This is a genomic window from Butyrivibrio sp. TB, assembly GCF_900110805.1.
Lineage (GTDB): Bacteria > Bacillota > Clostridia > Lachnospirales > Lachnospiraceae > Butyrivibrio > Butyrivibrio fibrisolvens_C.
Genome location: NZ_FOER01000034.1, coordinates 1 through 18,768 on the forward strand (window position 1 = coordinate 1; position 18,768 = coordinate 18,768).

An 18,768-nucleotide genomic window follows, 5' to 3' on the forward strand; every position below is an offset into this window, starting at 1 on the left:
GCGATATCAACCATATGAAGGATAATCTTTGTTTGGCTGGACGCCGCACTCAAAATGAGAAGACTCTGCATGCTGATCTGATACTTGCAGGAATCACTCAGCTTATATCTGTAGTACTTGCTGACAAAATTCATCACCATGAATACATCAGAAGCCTCAAGCCCCTCATAGCATAGGGCTTACCAACTTAATAAGGCATCAGCCTTATTCAAGTGCGCCTAAGATAAGATTTATCAGCCCAGTTCACGTCTTTGCCCTCAACAAAAGCGTTCCAGAATGCTTTTGTTAAGGTTACATCTAAACTTTTAATGAGTTTCGCAAATACCTAGCTTCTCTCTCTTGGACATGATATCAAACATAACTGCCAGAAGGAGTACTATACCCTTTACTACTCTCTGATAGTTAGAGTCTACACCCATGATACTCATGCCCTGGTTGATTACGCCAAGAAGAGCCGCACCTATGAATACTCCGGATATCTTACCTGTTCCGCCATAAGCAGATGCGCCACCTATGAAGCAGGCAGCAATAGCATCCATCTCATATCCCTGACCATATGTAGGCTGAGCTGATGAAGCTCTTGCTACTGTAAGGATACCGGCAAGACCTGCAAGGAATCCCATGTTCGCATATGCAATAAAATATACGAGCTTGGTATTAACACCGGAAAGTGCAGTAGCCTTCTCATTACCACCTACTGCATACAGATAACGACCTATAGCAGTGTTGTTAAGTATATAGTTGTATATAAGCATTACTGCAGCTATCCATACAAGACCTGAAGGAATACCCTTATAGCTTGCAAGGATATATGCAAATACCATAATGATAATACAGATAACAACTGCCTTTACAAGCTTGATCGCAGGGCTCTCTGAAGCGATAGCAAGTTTCTTTTCCTTGATAACTCCGCTTATTGTTGTAGCCAGATAAATAAGTGCTACAATAGCGCCTGCTATAAGACAGGTCACATTAAGTGATACGCTCTCTACCTTGAAAAAATCAGGAACATAGCAATCAGCACCGCCACCGAATACATTAAGGAAAACCTTATCATTGATAGCAACTGCATATCCGTTAAGTACTACATTGGAAAGACCTCTGAAAGCGTACATTCCTGCAAGTGTTGCTATAAAGGGAGGTACACTGATCCAGGCAATCCAAAATCCCTGGAAGTACCCGATAAGAAGACCTATAACAAGCATTGCAAGTACTGCGATCCATACATTAAGGCCACTCTTAAGCATTACCGCACCTACGCCGCCTGCAAAGCAGACTACAGATCCAACCGCAAGATCGATGTTACCACCTGTAAGGATACACATGAGCATACCCGTTGCAAGAACGAATACATATGCATTCTGTGATATAAGGTTATTGATATTCTGTGCATACAGGATCTTGCCGTCTGTTGTAATTGCAAAGAATATAACTACTACAATGAGCGCAAGGATCATTGTATATTTCTGGAAAAAGGAAGAAACGACACCTGTTTTCATGCTGTTGCCTCCTTCCCTGACCTAAGAATTGCAGCCATTATGTTCTCCTGTGTAGCCTCAGCTGCCGGCATCTCTCCGACAATCTTTGCTTCATTCATAATATATATTCTGTCACTCATACCCAGCACTTCAGGAAGCTCTGAAGAAATCATAATGACAGTCTTACCTTCTCTTACCATATCGTTGATGATGCAGTAGATCTCATACTTGGCACCAACGTCGATACCTCTTGTAGGCTCATCAAGGATCAGGATATCAGGATCTGCAAAAAGCCACTTTGCAAGAAGGACCTTCTGCTGGTTACCACCAGAAAGATTACCAACGTTCTGTTCTACAGAAGGACATTTGGTCTTAAGTCTTTCTTTGTAATCAACAGCTATGTTATATTCCTTATCTTTATCAATAACATATTTACTTGATATGCTATCAAGATTCGCAAGAGTTGTATTAACCTTGATAGACTGTGACAGAACAAGTCCGTTGCCCTTTCTGTCTTCTGTTACATATGCGATTTTGTGCTTGATGGCATCACTTGTACTCTTCTTCATGTGTACTTCCTTGCCATCAATCTTGAGCTGTCCTGATATATTGATACCGTAGGACTGACCGAAGATACTCATGGCAAGCTCTGTTCTTCCGGCTCCCATAAGTCCGTAGAGGCCTACAACTTCGCCTTTTCTTGCATACAGTGATACGTTATCAACAACTTTTCTTTCAGGATAAAGAGGATGATATACATTCCAGTTATCAACCTCAAGCTCTATGTCACCAACCTTAACATCGGGACGCTTAGGGAATCTGTCTGTGATCTCACGACCTACCATTCCCTTTATAATACGGTCTTCAGAGATAGGCTCCTTCCCTTGGTTACTGATTGTCTCTACTGTTCCACCATCTCTCAGGACCGTAATATTATCTGCAACATAAGATACTTCATTGAGCTTATGGGTTATGATGATCATAGTCATACCCTGCTTCTTAAACTCAAGCATAAGATCAAGAAGTGCCTTAGAATCTGTCTCATTTAGTGAAGATGTAGGCTCATCCAGAATAAGGAGTCTTACTTTCTTGGCAAGAGCTTTGGCAATCTCTACGAGCTGCTGCTTACCTGTTCCAAGGGCTCTTACAGGTGTTCTTGAAGACTCTGACAGTCCTACCATCTTAAGATATTTATCTGCTTCGGAATATGTCTCATTCCAGTTGATTCTTGATTTGCTACCCTTTTCATTACCAAGATACATGTTCTCACCGATAGACATCTCCGGCACAAGAGCAAGTTCCTGGTGTATTATAACTATACCTTTTTTCTCTGAATCCTTGATCTTTGCAAACTGGCAGACCTCACCATCATAAATGATATCCCCTTCATAGGAGCCATATGGATATACTCCACTTAGTACATTCATAAGTGTGGACTTGCCGGCACCATTCTCGCCTACAAGAGCATGTATCTCGCCCTCTTCGACCTTGAAATTTACATTATCAAGCGCCTTGACTCCGGGGAAGGTCTTGGTTATGTTTTTCATTTCCAATAATGTCATAGCACTTTTTACTCTCCCTTTTTACCTACTCTGAAACGTGCCCGGGGCACCAACAACATAATGAATCTGTAAAAATCCATTATTCAAAAAACGGAGTGAACGATCTCTCAGAAACCGCTCACTCCGAGATTATGACTTAATTACTTAAGCTGATCCTCTGTGTAATATCCGGAATCAATAAGAAGCTCTTTGTAGTTAGATGCATCTGCAAATACAGGCTCGCAAAGGTATGAAGGAACTGTGATCACACCATTGTTGTATGTATCTGTATCATTAACATCAACTGTCTCGCCGTTAACGATCTGAGTAACCATCTTAACAACCCGAGAAGCAAGTGTACATGTATCCTTGAATACTGACATTGACTGCTTTGGCGGATCTGCAATCATGTTCTTGGTATTCTCAATATCACAGTCCTGACCTGTTACGATAGGATATTCGCCGTTGTAGTTAGCTGCAAGAGCGTTCTCAACACCAAGTGCTGTAGAGTCGTTAGAGCAAAGCCATACATCAACATTGGTTCCATCTGCATAGTAGGATGAAAGAATGTTCTCTGCTCTTGACTGAGCTGTCTCTGTAGCCCATACTGCTGTAGCAACATCTTCGAATTCCTGCTGGCCGGACTGAATTACAAGCTTGCCGGACTCAATGTAAGGTTTGAGAAGATCCATAGCACCGTTATAGAAGAACATAGCGTTGTTATCACCAGGATCACCTGCTGTAATCTCAAGGTTGAATGGTCCTTCAGCATTGTCAAGATCAAGCTCATCGATGATGTACTGACCCTGAACTGTTCCTACCATGTAGTTATCGAATGTAGCATAGTAAGATACTGCATCTGAGTTCATAAGAAGACGGTCATAAGCGATAACAGGAATACCTGCTGTCTTAGCCATATCAAGAGCTTCACCAAGTGAAGAGCCTTCAATAGCAGCGATAACGAGAACGTCAACCTGATTGTTGATCATGTTCTCAACCTGAGAAAGCTGCTGCTGAACATCGTTTGAAGCATACTGAAGGTCTACCTTGTAGCCTGCAGCTTCAAGTTCTGCCTGCATGTTAGCGCCATCCTGATTCCATCTCTGGAGATCCTTAGTAGGCATTGATACGCCAACAGTGATATCGCCGGCATCTGCTGCACCAGTATCTGATCCGCCATCAGTCTGCTGTGTCTGATTCTCAGTACCTGTATCAGTTCCGGATCCTGTTGTATCCCCACCGGTTGATCCACCTGAGCAACCAACAAGAAGTGCTGCAGCCATACCAAGGCTCAGTGCCTGTTTGAGTAACTGTTTCTTCATAATTTACCCTCCATTTAAAAATAAATTTCAGATGATCACCTGCCGATTGGCCGGGGTGACCCTCCCTCTTTGTGATAAATGAATTATAATAAACCGTTAATCTAAAAAAAATTGAAAATTCTTCTATCTTTCTTCAAAATTCTTTTACAATTTGGATACAATTTTTAGATTAATATGGGAAAACATAGTTAAGATGCAATAAAAAACATTCCAAAATCATTGATTCCAGAATGTTTTTCGTTATTATGAATAGGATTTTTATATAAAAATCCTCCTATGACGTCATATTGCATGTTGCAAACATAAATGAAAATGTCCGGATATCGTACCATGAACTTGATAAAACAATCAAAAATCATGGCACTGACCTATATACTACCCGTTCCTGAAAATCCTTTGATTATACTGCACTATTCAAGTAGGACTAAACCAATCATGATGCCAGATGCCTTACGCCGTTTAAAGACCCATCCGTAGTCCATACGCACCACTCATAATTACAGAAGGGTCCGTCATCTTCATCAAAACCAAATCCATGATTACATACATTGGTATAATTGGGATCGTACATATATACATAACCACCCTGAAGATATGCCCAATTCCTGATATCAGTCTCTATCTCTTCTACGGTTATGTAGTCCTGAAGGCCATAGGCTGTTATCTGCTCGTATATATGCGCAGCAACATCTCCGGTATTGTCCTGCCTCACACCTTCTATAGAAGTATAGGCCAGGTCTCTGTATTCGAACTCTTCAAGTACTTCTTTGATCTGAGATTCTACCATGATGCCATTTTCAAGGCCGTTTGTATATGTACCTGTTGTAATATTAGTATACAATCCATATACTACTTCAGTTGCTGTTCCGGATCCGTTTGGAAGATCATCTGCAAAGGTTCCTTCGAAGGTGTAATATCCGGTAGCTTCTCCTTCATCATTCCAGGACCAGCATAATATAACTCCTTCTCCTGTCCTTAAGCCTCCAGCCATACCTCCGTAATAGAAATATATGGAGGGATTGCCATCAGGGAATGAGTCAACTCCCTGATACAGTCCGCATCCTGTTCCGTCTCCGTTATCTTTAATTACAGGAAGGCCGGATGATACTCCAAGACTGTATATACTTTTATCTTTATAAATATCATGTAGGTATTCTGCTGCCTTGCCATAATCTTTGTTCGCAGCATAAGTTGTTAGAGAGCCAAGGACATTTTCAGCAGTGCCATTAGCATAAGATGTAATATAAGACCCGCTCCACAGAGCTAATAATATGATCGCCGATGATACTAAAATTACGATACTCTTTTTGATAGTTTCAGTTATTCTTATCATATATAACCTCCTCGTGCCTGTACATGTTGCCAACTACGAAGACCGTATATTAATCATAAGGCATATTCGATATTACGTCAAAAAACAATTATCTGACAAAGTCTGTCTTTTATACATAATTTACAATAAATTAACATCATATATTATTATTTTATGATAAAATATATGTGTTACATTGTTAATTCAATAACAAAAACTATAAAAATAACTAGGAGGAGATTTTATGGCACGTTTTACTTTACCCAGAGACGTATATCACGGAAAAGGCGCTCTTGAAGCCCTCAAGACCTTCGAAGGCAAAAAGGCCATCGTATGCGTAGGTGGCGGATCCATGAAGAAGTTCGGTTTCCTTGATAAGGTTGTATCCTATCTCAAAGAAGCCGGCATGGAAGTAGAACTTTTTGAAGGTATCGAGCCCGATCCGTCCGTTGATACTGTTATGAAGGGTGCTGAAGCTATGCAGAAGTTCGGTCCTGACTGGATCGTTGCTATAGGCGGCGGTTCACCAATAGATGCTGCCAAAGCTATGTGGATCAAGTACGAGTATCCTGATACTACCTTCGAAGATATGTGCAAGGTATTCGGTCTTCCAAAGCTTCGTACCAAGGCTAAATTCTGTGCTATATCATCTACATCCGGTACTGCTACAGAGGTTACAGCATTCTCCATCATCACAGACTATAAGAAGGGTATCAAGTATCCTATAGCTGACTTCGAGATCACTCCTGATGTTGCTATCGTAGATCCTGAGCTTGCTCATACAATGCCTCAGAAGCTCGTAGCCCATACAGGTATGGACGCTATCACACATGCTATCGAAGCTTATGTATCTACCGCTAACTGTGACTATACAGATCCTCTTGCTCTTCATGCAATAGAGATGATCCAGGCTAATCTTGTAGGATCTTACAATGGAGATATGGACAAGCGTGATGCTATGCACAACGCTCAGTGTCTTGCAGGTATGGCATTCTCTAATGCTCTTCTTGGTATAGTTCACTCTATGGCTCACAAGACAGGTGCAGCATTTGCAGATCATGGTGCTCACATCATCCACGGCGCTGCCAATGCTATGTATCTTCCTAAGGTTATTGCATTTAACGCAAAAGACCCTGTAGCTTTAAAGAGATACGGCAAGATCGCTGATGTAATGAACCTCGGCGGATCAAGCGATGAAGAGAAAGTTAAGCTCCTTATCGCTTATCTTCGCAAGATGAATGATGATCTCAAGATCCCTCACTGCATCAAGAACTACGGCGCAGACAGCTATTATGCAGAGCAAGGCTTTGTTCCTGAAGATGTATTCCTTGACAGGCTCCATGACATAGCAGCTAATGCTATCCTTGATGCCTGCACAGGATCCAATCCTCGCCAGCCTTCTCAGGAAGAGATGGAGAAGCTCCTTAAGTGCTGCTACTACGATACAGAAGTTGATTTCTGATTTACGATAACAATTACAGCCTCTATACGTTAGGAATTAAACGTATAGAGGCTGTTCATTTTCATTACAGATATTACTTTTTAAAAAGATAACTAACGTAAATGGCCTATTGATCAAAAGTCATTTTGCTTCGAGATAGCTATAAATCGCTCATGCAAACTGCCTTGTATTGGTTACGAAGCTGTCGCAATAAGGGCACTTTACTGTCTGTCCTCTTGGGATCATAAGATTAGCGCCGCAGTGAGGACAGTAATAACTCTCCGGACGGATCTGATCAACAGATACTGCTCCGCCGTTATATGACATCATAAGGTTCTCTTCACCTTGAATTTTCATATTGACTGCTTTCTTGCTCTTAAGAATTGTTTCTCCCTCGTATTCGACAATCTCAACTGTTCCTCCAAGAGGGAATCCACCTTTTACACTTCCGTTAGGGCTTACAGTAGCATTATTCATTCTACCGCTTTTGTCATAATATCTCACCACAATATTAGTAAGTGGACGTCCATTTACCAATATCCTGCTATCTTCTTCATATGCAACGATTTTAGCATAATATGCTGTTCCATTTTTTAGGATCTTATTTCTTTTAAACAGTTGCTTCAGTCCAATTCCAAAAAAGACTCCTCCTATAGTAAAAAACAGGAGCATAAAAAGCGCTATAAATAACATTGAATCAGGATCAGATCCACCTAAGGTTATTGCTAAAGGAACTAATACTGCCACAGAAATCAGCAACCAAAAGCCGCCAAATAATAAGCAAAACTTTCCAAAATAATCCATCACGTTTACCTCTTAAACAAATTTATTTTTTGATCATAAGTTTGAAAGTGTTCCACTTTCAAACCCAAATTGGTCACAAAAAGTTCTTTTGACACTTGCATTACTAAATAGTAATACATTTTAACCTAAATGCAATACCCATCTGACAGATTGTTTTAAATATGCGACAGAATGCATTCTTATAATTGCACAACTATAAGAATCTCACTAAATCTTTACACTAAAAAAGGTGCAGCATCCATTCCGGCAGAGTCTTTAAGGATATTGCACCTATCAAGTTTCGAAGTATGAACATTATTTTCCGGTGATGAACAATTCACCCGATGCTTTGCTTTGCTTTTTCAAGTGCAGCTATAACATTATCACACCATGCATCGAATTCAGGATCATCTCTTTGACACTCTTCAGGATGAGATTGTATATAATCAAGAGCTATCCTGACTCCTTCATGGAAAGGAATCGTCGTAGTCATAGTAGGCGCAAGCCTTTTCAGCTTAGTGTTATCAAAGACTACAGATACAGCCTTGTCTCCGATAAGGCCGCCTTCAAAGTCGTATCCTTTCTTAGCGCCAGCTTGTGCCAGGAAATAAGATGATACGTGATAAGCATTTAGCTTAACCCCAAGAGCATCTGCTATTGTCTGGTATATCTGATTCCATGTAAGAATCTCATCTCCTGTTATCTGGAAAGCTTCTCCGATTGCATGTCTGTTGCCCATAAGTGCTGTATACCCAGTCGCAAAGTCCTTGTTGAAAGTAAGCGCCCAAAGAGATGTACCGTCGCCATGTATGATAACAGGCTTACCTTCCATCATACGCTTAATAACCTGCCAAGACCCCTTACTTCCGTGAACACCAACAGGGATATTTCTTTCGTCATAAGTATGGCTCGGACGCACTATTGTAACAGGGAATCCCTCATTTCTGTACTTGTCCATAAGAAACTCTTCGCAGGCAATCTTATTCCTCGAATACTCCCAATGGGGATTAGCAAGAGTTGTACCTTCTGTTATCACATAACTTGCCGCCGGCTTGTGATAAGCAGATGCTGAGCTTGTATAGATATACTGCCTTGTCTTATCTTTAAAAAGGCGGTAATCCCTTTCAACCTGATTTTTGGTAAAACCAATAAACTCGCACACACTGTCAAAATACAGATTCTTAATAGCATCAGATACAGCCTCTTCATCGTTAATATCCGCTATTATCTGATGAACTCCTTCAGGAACAACTCCACTTCTGTTACCTCGATTCAAAAGGTAAACTTCCCAATTTGTATCTTCTGCAAGTCTTCTGACTATAGCAGTACTTATAGTTCCTGTACCTCCAATAAAAAGTGCCTTCATTGTGCCTCCTTCATCATATTCTTATGAATGATCCTCTATGAGCTTTACAGTACATTTCCCCTTAATATTACTTTTTTAAGTTCAAGTGTATCCTTATCTATGATCAGGGCATCTGCATATTTGCCTTTAGTGATACTTCCATACATCCTGTCCATACGAACAGATCTTGCAGCATTGATAGTCGCAGCCCTGACTGCGCTCTCTATAGGAACCTTGATATCTTTTATACAGGTTATCATGCATTCATACAGATTAGAAACGCTGGCAGCTATAGTACCGTCAGATAGTGTTGCTCTTCTGCCCTTAACATATACCTTGTGGCCTCCAAACTCATACTCTCCATCCGGCATGCCGACAGCACGCATACTATCACTTATAATAACAACTCTCTCATCTCCAAGCAGTGTGAAAGTCGAGCGGTCAACTGTACTGTGATGATGGATACCATCTGTTATAAGCTCTGCATAGCACTCTTTATTATCAATTACAGCGCCCACAACTCCCGGATCTCTGTGATGATAAGGGCTCATGGCGTTGTACAGGTGAGTTACATGAAGAGCTCCAAGTTCCATGGCTTTAACTGCTGTGTCATAGTCAGAAGCTGTATGAGCTATGGATATGACTACTTCATCTTTTAACTCTTTGATAAAATCCATAGCACCATCTCTTTCAGGAGCGATATCTACCATGCAGATCTTACCGCCGGACAGATCCTGCATCTTTCTTACCAGAGACACATCCGGAAGCTTTATATCGGATAGTTCCTGGGAGCCTTTTTTCTCAGGAGATATAAAAGGCCCTTCCATGTTAATACCCAGAAAAGAAGCTTCCTTCTTATGAGCTTTGATCGCATCTTCATCTTCTACTATCTTGTTAAAATAATCTCCTGTTACTCTTGCTACATTTAAAAGCTTATCTTCAGGAACCGTCATGGTAGTAGGACATATGGATGTGACGCCAACAGATGCTTCATAGCTTAAGAAATCGCTTATGGATTCATAGCTTGCATCGCAGAAATCGCTGTTGTGGCATCCATGTACATGAACATCAATAAGTCCCGGGATTACGTAGTCTGACTTGGCATCTACTATAATATCATCATCTAAAGAATCTGTGTCCGATGTCTTGTCACCCGCTTTTTGCCGATCTGTTATTCCGTCAAAATATTCTCCTTTGATACAGATATCCTTTGGACTAAATCTATAATCTTCTGTATATACAGATCCATTAATAATTTTCATCTGACCTCAGCCTTGTCCTTGCCGCTTGCTATAAGCAATACGATACCTGCCTGCATTATAGTCCTTATACCCATTGTTATAGCCTTTTTAGGAACATTGGTATTATCAAAGGCTTAGATGCTGCCTTGAGTCAAAACCGTTTTTCTTAAAATCTGAATTCAGAAAGTCGATCTCTTTGGGCACTACCTTGATAAGATTGATAGGCTCCTCCATCTTCTTAACAGCATCAAGTGGTATCTTCTTGTATTCAAGGAGTTTATTGTATTCACTTGTAAAGTGCTCCACCACCTGAGCCACTCCGTATATCTGCATGCCGTGAAGACTTCCAAAATCAGAACTTTCTTCATATATTGCAAGACATACATTCTTGTTATCCTTAAGAGCTTTGAATTTAAGTCCTCCTTCTGAGAAAAACCAGAACTTGCCACCAGTGTAGTTGTATTCTATCGGAGTGTTGCGAACAAAATCGCCGCTACCTGTAGCCAATGCGCATATCTTATGCCTTCCTATAAAGGCATCAACTGCGCCTCTAAGCTCCGATTCTTCCATTGGGAATTCTGATGTCTTTCTTTCCCAAAAAGATGCTGCCATATCATAGTCCATAGTCTGTAAATCCCCCTTTTAATAATATATTGAAGAAAAGCCACTTTCTTCTTTAAAACTATCAAAATCCTGCCACTTTTTATTATACGCTCTTTTTGGTTATCTATTATTATGAAAAAAAGAATACCCGGGCTATGGGAACCACGGGTACTCTTTTACTTGTGTATAGGATTATGGGAATGAATCACAAGTTATATTAAGTTATGTATTATTGTTTCAAGCTTTGGTAAAATGCAACTGCACAGATGGATATACTCCGTACATAGGATCAAAAGCAAATCCTGCATTCATAAGTGCTGCTCCTGTAAATGTCAGATCCTCAAGTTTGGATCTCCTGATACCTACGTCTTCAGGTGTATCCTCTACTGAAGATCTGCAATAATCAACCTTGTATACAGCATCCGCATCAAGACCTCTTAGTTTAATATGAGGGATCACAGGGTTAGCATGCACATCTTTCATTACAAGGCTTATAAGAGCTTCATCCTTACTATCAGATACAAACTCCCATGAGACAAAATACTCCTCTGTCTCATTGTCTGTCAGTCTAAAGTATCTGCCTTTCTGGATCAGGAAGTAGAACCTGTTAAAATCCCTTATCTGCTGCCTTATGATATCCTTGTCTGATTCTGAGAGTTTCCTTGGATCCAGCTCATATCCAAAGGTTCCTGACATTGCGACTATACCTCTTGTAATAATAGAGGTCTGTCTTCCGTTCTGGTGATTGGGAGATGCAGATACATGTGCTCCCATAGTGCTGACAGGATATCCGTAAGATGTGCCCTTCTGGATGCTAAGTCTGTCTATGGCTTCCGAGTTATCAGAGCACCATATCTGAGGCGAATAGAACATGATACCTGCATCAAATCTTCCGCCACCTCCTGAACATCCTTCTATCATGACATTGGGATAATGTGAGCGAAGTCTGTTCATAAGATCATAAGTTCCAAGCATGAATCTGTGGGAAGCTTCGCCCTGCCTGTCAGCAGGAAGTACTCTGGAATATACATTACATACAGATCTGTTGAAGTCCCACTTGATATATTCAATATTGGCACTGTCAAGGATCTTCGAGATCATATCATAGAGGTAGTCTACGACTTCTCGCCTCCCCATATCAAGGACCAGCTGATTGCGACCCATTACAGGATCTCTGCCTTCATCTGTTATAGCCCAGTCAGGATGATTTCTATAAAGATCAGAATCTTCATTGACCATCTCAGGCTCAAACCATAGGCCGAATTTCATATTAAGGCTATTGGCATGATCTGCGATAGCTTTGATAGATCCCGGGAGCTTTTTGGTATTGACATACCAGTCACCAAGTCCTGCATTATCATCATTTCTTGCACCAAACCAGCCATCGTCAAGGACAAACATCTCGCAGCCAAGATCTGCTGCAGCATCCTGGATCTCCATGATTTTCTTTTCATCAAAATCAAAATATGTACCTTCCCAGTTGTTGATAAGGACAGGTCTCTTCATATCACGAAACTCTTTGGGGCATACATTCTCTCTTATGATCTGGTGATACAAAAAGCTAAGATCATTAAGTCCCTTGTCTGAATAAGCCATGATAACTTCCGGTGTCTGGAACGACTGACCACAAGGTAGCTTCCATCTAAAATAATCTGATCCGATTCCTGCAGTAAGTCTTACAGTTCCTGCCTGATCTACTTCTATCTCTTCAAGATGGTTACCGGAATACATGAGCATGAAGCCGTAGCATTCGCCGTAGTCTTCTGTTGCATCCTTGTCACATAGTATCACGAAAGGATTGTTATGATGACTGCTGGCACCGCGCTTTGATCTTATCGATTGAATATCGTGAGTAAGCCTCTTTCTTTCAGGCTGTCTCTCCATGGCATGACGTCCATGGAAGTGGATATAGTCCATATTTTTGTGAAGAAGGTCTATGGACATAGACTGAGCCTTGGTAAGAGTCACTTCATCAGATGAAGTATTGGTAATACGTGTGCTTCTGACTATAATATCTTTGTCTTCAAAGACTTTGTAAACAAGAGATACTTCAATACCTAAAATCTTATCTTCAAGGACTATTACAAGTGTAGATTCGGCCTCTTTGCAGCTATCATCCTGCGAAGCCTCCTTCATGGTCTTATATTCTGAAGTTCCTTCATATGAGGATCTGACATAAGGCATATTATCAATTGTATATATTCCATCATATATAGTATGTGATTTATACCTTAGATCACTTGTCCTTGCGCCCTTAGAATCTTCTATTCCAAGTGCATTTATCCTATAGTCTCCTGCACCTTCTGTAGAATATTCAAAAGGAAGCGTATCAGGCGATAAGCCTCTTCTGTCTCTGCATTCATAGCTATTGCCGGAGAATCCTCTGTCTATCTCTTTGATAAGATAAGACATATCAGCATTTCCCAAAGGCGCCCCATAATAGGTATGAAGTACCATGCCATACTCGTTTATCTTGATCTGATACTCTGTATTTTTAGTTTTTAAATGGAATACTTTACTACTCCTGTCTAATATAATGCTCATGCCATCCCTCACGTAAAAACAATATTACTTCTATTAAAAATTAGTGATCAGTTCTCGAAGATAAGTGATATCTTTTTATATTTATCATTTTTCAATGATCACAGCTTACCGCCTGATGTTGCGATTCCTTCTACAAACTGCTTCTGGAAGATGATGTAGATCACAATCATAGGTACGATAGCAAGAACTGCTGATGCCATCATGGTAGGATAATCGTTGCCATACTGACCCTGCATCTTGGCAAGTCCTGCGCTAAGTGTTGTAGTCTCAGCACTAGGACATACGATCATAGGCCACATAAGATCCTTGAAAGCAAAAAGTGCTGTGAAAATACCAAGAGATATCATTGCTGACCTTGTTAGTGGCAGCATTATAAAAAGGAATGTCTGTCCTATATTGCATCCATCTATCTGCGCTGCCTCTTCAAGATCTCTTGGAAGACCCTGATAGCTTGTCTTAAGAAGGTATGTACCAAAAGCTGTTACAAGTCCGGGGAATACAAGTCCTGCAGTTGTGTTCATCCAATGGAGCTTTGAAACCATAAGATACTGAGGGATGATGAATATCTGAGATGGGATCATCATCTGGATCAGTACCAGAGAGAACATAAGCTTCTTGCCCGGAAACTCAAGTCTTCCAAATGCATATCCTGCCATTGTTGCAGTAAGACATGCACACACAACTCTGAAAAATATGAAAAGTATAGTATTTTTATAAAGAGTAATGAAGTTATAACTCTTCCATACTTTTCCAAAATTCTCCCAATGCCAGTCAACCTGTGGGAATATATAAAAAGGATTGACCGAAATAGCTTCCTGATTGGTCTTAACCGCCGTAAGGATCATCCATGCAAAGGGAACAAGCATTACAATTGCCATTATTGTCAGAACCAAATATGTAAAGAATCTGTTTATTCTGTAATTTCTACTTAAACTATCCATATTCAACCTCATGTCGCGAGTGAAACAAGTGGCTAAAAGTCTTGTATTGGCGTAGCTCGCAGCACCAATTAAACTAGTCATTTGGAATTAGCCACTTTGAAAATGTCATCATTTTCAAACTAATGCTTCATAACCGAAGCTATTATTCTTAGTTATAGAAGACCATCTTCTTCTCAAGTTTCTGAAGGAAGAAAGTTACTATCATGATGAAGACCACAAGTACTACTACAAGTGTTGCGCCATAGCCTCTGTTAGAGTTTGTAAAAGCATATGTATAGAAAAGATATACTATGGACTGTGTCTTATTAAGAGCCTGATTGGTCTTGTCCATAACCATGAACATAAGATCGAATACTGTAAGTGCTCCGATGATCCTGGTCTGTACGATAAAAAATGTCGTAGGACTAAGGAGCGGTACTGTGATACTGAAGAACTGTCTAAGTCCCGAAGCGCCGTCAATCTCTGCTGCTTCATAATAGTCTTTGGGAATCTCCTGAAGACCTGCTATAAATAAAACCATGTTGTAGCCAATGATGGACCATACACCGATGATACCTACACTGATCCATGCTATCGCAGGATTGGATATCCATGCTACATTGGTATGAAATACATTGTTAAGAAGGCCGAACTGCTGATTGTAAAGCCACTTCCAAACCATGGCAACTGCAGCAGGTGCACACACCATAGGAAGGAAATATAAAGTTCTAAACAGGGTCTTGCCTGCCAGTTTCTTCTGAAGAAGGACTGCAAGAACAAGTGCGATCACGATTCCAAGCGGAACCTCTACTATCATGTACTTGACAGTGTTCCATAATGACTGCCATGTCTCTGTATTTGCAATTACTTTCTTATAGTTCTCTATGCCGACAAATATGTTGCCTCTTCCAAAATCTCCTGTTTTACAAAAAGACTGATATACTGTATTGATCGCCGGATAAAAGTTAAGAATTATAAGTCCCAGCATTGTAGGCGTGATAAAGGCCCATCCCCATATTGCCTGTCGTTTCTGCGAGGGAGTCATTTTATTTTTTCCCATATAACCCTCCTATACACAATTCATATACACATGAATCACTGGTTGATTCGTAATCTAAATTCATTCCCATTTTTGATTATGATCAAAAAATAAATATAAAAACAAAGATAATAATTAAAGATGTCATTAAAGAAAACGTAAAACCAAAATACTAATAATATTCTTTTTTCTGTGGATTTTTTTAGAAATGGTCTGCACAAAAAGCACCCGGCCTATGTGCAGACCATTTGATCAAAATTAGATAAGAAAGGATTTCTTATAGCTATGCAGCATCCGAGTAAGTACCCTTCGCCAAAGCACATAGCTTATAATTCATTATTCTGCTGCGATAGCATCTTCGATTATCTTCTGTGCGTTATCACAAGCTGTAGACATAAGAGCCGGATCTTCAGGATTCTGCCATGCATCAAGGAATCCGCCAGCCTGCTGAAGTGCATCTTCCCATACAGGAGTCTTTCTTGTGTAAGGACGGAAGTAAAGGTCTCCCTCTTCCTCTGCTCTTGTGAATGCAGATACGTCCATTCCTTCGAAAGCGTTAGCAAAATCTTCTGATACGCCCTTCATACCGCCCATTGTTACGCCAAGCTTAGCCTGCTTGATCTGGCCTTCTTCTGAACAGAAATAAGAGATAAGATCGTAGCAAGCCTGAGGATCTGACACACCAGCATTAGCAGCCCATCCAAGTCCGTTGTAGCAGGAATATCTCTCACCTGAATCGCAGGATCCGTTGCCGTTAGTATCAGCATATGGAAGCATAGCCCATGCATAATCTGCGTGATTCTCAGCTGTGTAGAAAGAGTTGATCATCCATGAACCCTGAGTGATCATACCAACCTTACCTGACTGGAAGAGTGAATCTGTACCTGTCTCAGCAACTACTGACTGAGGAGCGCCAACTGTAAGGAGCTTTCTGACCATCTCCATAGCCTCTTTGCCCTGATCAGATCCGATTGTTGTGCCTTTGTGATCTTCTGTGATAACCTGTGCGCCGTAATCATATACAAGATTGTACCAGCCGTCCTGGTTGTTGGATGTGTTAAGAGCAAGACCATAGATGTCACCATTAGACTTCTCTGTGATAGTCTTAGCTGCTTCATACATATCTTCCCATGTCCAGTCATCTGTAGGAACATCTACGCCATACTCTTCAAAGATTGCCTTGTTGTACAAAAGAGCTATAGTGTCATGATCCTTAGGAAGCGCATACTGCTTGCCATCGCTATTATAAAGATCCCATACACCTTCATAATAATTGTCTTTAACTATAGCGCTGTCTGCTGCTATATAGTCTGTAAGATCAAGAAGGATTCCATTCTCCATATACATCTGTGCTGTATTGGAGTGCATCCAGAATACATCCGGCATATCTCCGCCTGAAGCACCTGCTTCAAGAAGTGTCCAGTAGTTATCCCAGTCGATAACTTCTATAGATACTGCAACTCCGGACTTAGCTGTCCAGTCATCAGCGATCTCCTGGAGTCCCGGCTGCTGATTGCTATCCCATATGTTTATTGTGATTTTGTCAGTTGAATATGTCTTAGAGCCGTCATTAGAAGTCTGCGTAGCATTACCGCCATCTGTTGTACCTGAACCGCCTGAACTGCAGCCTACAACACCAGCTGCCAATACAGTGCACATAAGTAGTGACAATACTTTCTTTTTCATTTTCTTCCCTCCGTTTTTTGAACCCTTTACTTTAGTATCTTGTGCCTTTGATATTTTAAGTTTAGACTTATATCAAAATAACAAAAATGTTATTTTGTTATTTAAGTTTGTCATTTTGTGAGGTGGACATGATAAGAAATAAGTCAGAAGGTGTCGGTTTTGATTTCTGTGCATTCGTTGATTTTGATTCAAGTTCGGACGTACGTCTATACGAAATCGGTGACTATGTATGTGAACCGGAATACTCTTACGGACCTATTATAAGGCCGCGTGGAATCATCCATCTGGTTACTTCCGGTAGAGGAAAACTTACAATTGATAATACTACCTACAATGTTCACAAGGACCAGATATTCTTCATTCCTGCCGGTGTCAGCGCCTATTATATAGCTGACAAGGAAGATCCATGGACTTACAAATGGCTGCATATCGGGGGATCGAGGGTTATAGAAGTATTAAAAGATGCGGGTATCGACGAAAATAACCCTGTATTTACTCTCTGCGATCGTGGAAATAGTACAAAAGAGAACTTCTATAATATATTTAATAACATTTTTGCAAATTTTACAAGGGAATTTATATGTATATCAAAACTATACGAATTATTGGATTACTTTAGTGAATTTTCTTTAAAAGATGATGAGAGTTCTGAGAGTCTGCAGCTTCAATATGTGCATACAGTTATCAAATATATACATCTAAAATACTCTGAGCAGCTTCGGGTTGAGGATATATCAAGGGCATGCGGTCTTAACAGGAGCTATCTGTCAAGGCTGTTCCATGATGCTACGGGGTCGACGATCCAGGACTTCCTTATGACTTATCGTATCAAGGAGGCTGCAAATATGCTAAGAAACTCGGATAATACGGTGTCCTATATCGCATTCGCTGTCGGATACTCTGACATCTACACTTTCTCCAAGGCCTTCAAGAAAAAGATGGGTCTTACGCCCACGGCATATCGTGAGAATGCGGGGTAACAGTTGTTCATATAGGTAGGCTTTGCCTTCGGGGCTTTGACAAATATGCATAGCCTAGTGCGAGGGCCCAGTCGGAGATGGTTTATAAAGTATTTTCGCGTTATTGAAGGAGTTATAATTCAGGGCATGATATCTGTAACTTTATATTCCAGGGGCCGAAACTCGCTTCGCTCAGACATGCGGCCCCTATGCGGAATATAAAGTTACATCTATCACGCTCCTGAATTTTATAACTCCTTCAAAAAACGCGAAAATACTTTATAAACCATCTCCAACTGGGTCCTCGCACTGGGCTATGCATATTTGTCAAAGCCCCGAATTGTAAGTTCTCGTATATGTGCTCTAGCGAGCACATCGTATTTAATTTCGCTATAGGAGTGTGAATGATCAAAATCTTAGATTAGCAATATTAAGTCAAATAGGTGGAATGGTCTTTTTACTATAAGCATCTGCATTATTTTGGATTTCATTAAAAGTATATATTTTGTATATTGTTCCTGTTGACTATATTCCGTTAATTACTTGTAGCTTTT

The 18,768-nt window shown here is 40.5% G+C and carries 14 protein-coding genes and 1 pseudogene; 3 read left to right on the plus strand and 12 right to left on the minus strand.

Annotated features, from left to right (window positions below; genetic code table 11):
- Positions 1-176, plus strand: a pseudogene (locus BMX21_RS20100) (ISNCY family transposase); the annotation flags it as partial.
- 129 nt (positions 177-305) lie between these two features.
- Here the strand turns inward: BMX21_RS20100 and BMX21_RS17290 are convergent.
- From BMX21_RS17290 to BMX21_RS17305, 4 genes are all read right to left on the minus strand, one after another.
- Positions 306-1,499 (minus strand): ABC transporter permease subunit, encoded by a 1,194-nt coding sequence (locus BMX21_RS17290; protein ID WP_092046285.1) that lies wholly within the window; start codon positions 1,497-1,499, stop codon positions 306-308.
- Positions 1,496-3,040: a multiple monosaccharide ABC transporter ATP-binding protein gene (mmsA, locus tag BMX21_RS17295; protein WP_242952956.1), complete on the minus strand. Its 1,545-nt coding sequence runs from the start codon at positions 3,038-3,040 to the stop codon at positions 1,496-1,498. Before mmsA ends, BMX21_RS17290 begins: the two co-directional genes overlap by 4 nt.
- Before the next feature lie 140 nt (positions 3,041-3,180).
- Positions 3,181-4,341, minus strand: coding sequence for a substrate-binding domain-containing protein (locus BMX21_RS17300; protein WP_092046288.1), 1,161 nt, complete (start codon positions 4,339-4,341; stop codon positions 3,181-3,183).
- 433 nt (positions 4,342-4,774) lie between these two features.
- Complete coding sequence (locus BMX21_RS17305) at positions 4,775-5,674, minus strand: hypothetical protein (RefSeq protein WP_092046291.1); 900 nt, start codon at positions 5,672-5,674, stop codon at positions 4,775-4,777.
- A gap of 223 nt (positions 5,675-5,897) precedes the next feature.
- Here BMX21_RS17305 and BMX21_RS17310 point away from each other — a divergent pair, with 223 nt between their 5' ends.
- Positions 5,898-7,115, plus strand: a complete 1,218-nt coding sequence (locus tag BMX21_RS17310; protein ID WP_027203602.1) for an iron-containing alcohol dehydrogenase — start codon at positions 5,898-5,900, stop codon at positions 7,113-7,115.
- Positions 7,116-7,265: 150 nt separating this feature from the next.
- On the opposite strand, the gene BMX21_RS17315 is transcribed toward BMX21_RS17310, so the two are convergent.
- The 8 genes from BMX21_RS17315 to BMX21_RS17350 form a co-directional block, all read right to left on the minus strand.
- Complete coding sequence (locus BMX21_RS17315; protein ID WP_092046294.1) at positions 7,266-7,898, minus strand: TFIIB-type zinc ribbon-containing protein; 633 nt, start codon at positions 7,896-7,898, stop codon at positions 7,266-7,268.
- Positions 7,899-8,214: 316 nt separating this feature from the next.
- The gene (locus BMX21_RS17320) at positions 8,215-9,243 is read right to left on the minus strand and encodes an SDR family oxidoreductase (RefSeq protein WP_092046297.1); all 1,029 of its coding nucleotides are present in this window, start codon (positions 9,241-9,243) and stop codon (positions 8,215-8,217) included.
- Between the two features lie 44 nt (positions 9,244-9,287).
- A complete protein-coding gene (nagA, locus tag BMX21_RS17325) occupies positions 9,288-10,484 on the minus strand; it encodes an N-acetylglucosamine-6-phosphate deacetylase (RefSeq protein ID WP_092046300.1) in 1,197 nt (398 codons plus the stop codon).
- A gap of 105 nt (positions 10,485-10,589) precedes the next feature.
- Positions 10,590-11,087 carry a pyridoxamine 5'-phosphate oxidase family protein gene (locus BMX21_RS17330; RefSeq protein ID WP_022754785.1) on the minus strand — a complete coding sequence of 166 codons (498 nt, stop codon included), beginning with the start codon at positions 11,085-11,087 and terminating at the stop codon, positions 10,590-10,592.
- A gap of 216 nt (positions 11,088-11,303) precedes the next feature.
- Entirely contained in the window at positions 11,304-13,610 is a 2,307-nt protein-coding gene (locus BMX21_RS17335; protein ID WP_092046302.1) for an alpha-galactosidase, read from the minus strand.
- 98 nt (positions 13,611-13,708) lie between these two features.
- Positions 13,709-14,551, minus strand: coding sequence for a carbohydrate ABC transporter permease (locus BMX21_RS17340; RefSeq protein WP_022757765.1), 843 nt, complete (start codon positions 14,549-14,551; stop codon positions 13,709-13,711).
- Between the two features lie 148 nt (positions 14,552-14,699).
- The gene (locus BMX21_RS17345; RefSeq protein ID WP_022754788.1) at positions 14,700-15,590 is read right to left on the minus strand and encodes a carbohydrate ABC transporter permease; all 891 of its coding nucleotides are present in this window, start codon (positions 15,588-15,590) and stop codon (positions 14,700-14,702) included.
- A gap of 315 nt (positions 15,591-15,905) precedes the next feature.
- Positions 15,906-17,255 (minus strand): ABC transporter substrate-binding protein, encoded by a 1,350-nt coding sequence (locus tag BMX21_RS17350; protein ID WP_092046305.1) that lies wholly within the window; start codon positions 17,253-17,255, stop codon positions 15,906-15,908.
- 128 nt (positions 17,256-17,383) lie between these two features.
- Between BMX21_RS17350 and BMX21_RS17355 the strand changes: the two genes are divergently transcribed.
- Entirely contained in the window at positions 17,384-18,235 is an 852-nt protein-coding gene (locus tag BMX21_RS17355) for an AraC family transcriptional regulator (protein WP_177174101.1), read from the plus strand.
- Positions 18,236-18,768: the final 533 nt, after the last annotated feature.

Excerpts from the sequence above, each read along its gene's own strand:
- BMX21_RS17290 (WP_092046285.1), bottom strand. The coding sequence starts at position 1,499 with ATGAAAACAGGTGTCGTTTCTTCCTTTTTCCAGAAATATACAATGATC.
- mmsA (WP_242952956.1), bottom strand. The coding sequence starts at position 3,040 with ATGACATTATTGGAAATGAAAAACATAACCAAGACCTTCCCCGGAGTC.
- BMX21_RS17300 (WP_092046288.1), bottom strand. The coding sequence starts at position 4,341 with ATGAAGAAACAGTTACTCAAACAGGCACTGAGCCTTGGTATGGCTGCA.
- BMX21_RS17305 (WP_092046291.1), bottom strand. The coding sequence starts at position 5,674 with ATGATAAGAATAACTGAAACTATCAAAAAGAGTATCGTAATTTTAGTA.
- BMX21_RS17310 (WP_027203602.1), top strand. The coding sequence starts at position 5,898 with ATGGCACGTTTTACTTTACCCAGAGACGTATATCACGGAAAAGGCGCT.
- BMX21_RS17315 (WP_092046294.1), bottom strand. The coding sequence starts at position 7,898 with ATGGATTATTTTGGAAAGTTTTGCTTATTATTTGGCGGCTTTTGGTTG.
- BMX21_RS17320 (WP_092046297.1), bottom strand. The coding sequence starts at position 9,243 with ATGAAGGCACTTTTTATTGGAGGTACAGGAACTATAAGTACTGCTATA.
- nagA (WP_092046300.1), bottom strand. The coding sequence starts at position 10,484 with ATGAAAATTATTAATGGATCTGTATATACAGAAGATTATAGATTTAGT.
- BMX21_RS17330 (WP_022754785.1), bottom strand. The coding sequence starts at position 11,087 with ATGGACTATGATATGGCAGCATCTTTTTGGGAAAGAAAGACATCAGAA.
- BMX21_RS17335 (WP_092046302.1), bottom strand. The coding sequence starts at position 13,610 with ATGAGCATTATATTAGACAGGAGTAGTAAAGTATTCCATTTAAAAACT.
- BMX21_RS17340 (WP_022757765.1), bottom strand. The coding sequence starts at position 14,551 with ATGGATAGTTTAAGTAGAAATTACAGAATAAACAGATTCTTTACATAT.
- BMX21_RS17345 (WP_022754788.1), bottom strand. The coding sequence starts at position 15,590 with ATGGGAAAAAATAAAATGACTCCCTCGCAGAAACGACAGGCAATATGG.
- BMX21_RS17350 (WP_092046305.1), bottom strand. The coding sequence starts at position 17,255 with ATGAAAAAGAAAGTATTGTCACTACTTATGTGCACTGTATTGGCAGCT.
- BMX21_RS17355 (WP_177174101.1), top strand. The coding sequence starts at position 17,384 with ATGATAAGAAATAAGTCAGAAGGTGTCGGTTTTGATTTCTGTGCATTC.